Here is a 352-nt window from a genome sequence, read left to right as displayed (position 1 = left end):
TAACCCGGTCAGGATTATCGAGGCGTTTGTAGAAGAGCTTGACCTCGCATCACTGGGCTTCGATGGAGCAATGCCATCGACTACAGGACGGCCGTCCTATCATCCAGCAGTGCTGCTGAAGATCTATATCTACGGCTACCTGAACCGGGTTCAATCGAGCCGTCGCCTGGAACGTGAATGCCAACGCAATGTTGAGTTGATGTGGCTCACGGGCCGCCTAGCTCCGGACTTCAAGACCATAGCCGACTTTCGTCGTGACAACGGCGTCGGCATTCGCAACGTGTGTCGCCGCTTCGTGATGCTGTGTCGTGAGCTGAAGCTGTTCTCGCAAGCGCTGGTCGCCATTGACGGC

The 352-nt window shown here is 56.5% G+C and carries 1 protein-coding gene; it reads left to right on the top strand.

The genetic code is table 11. The features are described from left to right. A partial coding sequence (locus tag PQQ53_RS35020) for a transposase (RefSeq protein WP_408329326.1) occupies window positions 1–352 on the top strand: 352 nt, incomplete at both ends.

It is taken from the genome of Paraburkholderia strydomiana (assembly GCF_046030495.1).
Taxonomy (GTDB): domain Bacteria; phylum Pseudomonadota; class Gammaproteobacteria; order Burkholderiales; family Burkholderiaceae; genus Paraburkholderia; species Paraburkholderia strydomiana_A.
Note: the sequence above shows the minus strand (reverse complement) of the source record. Positions and strands in the feature narration are given on the sequence as shown.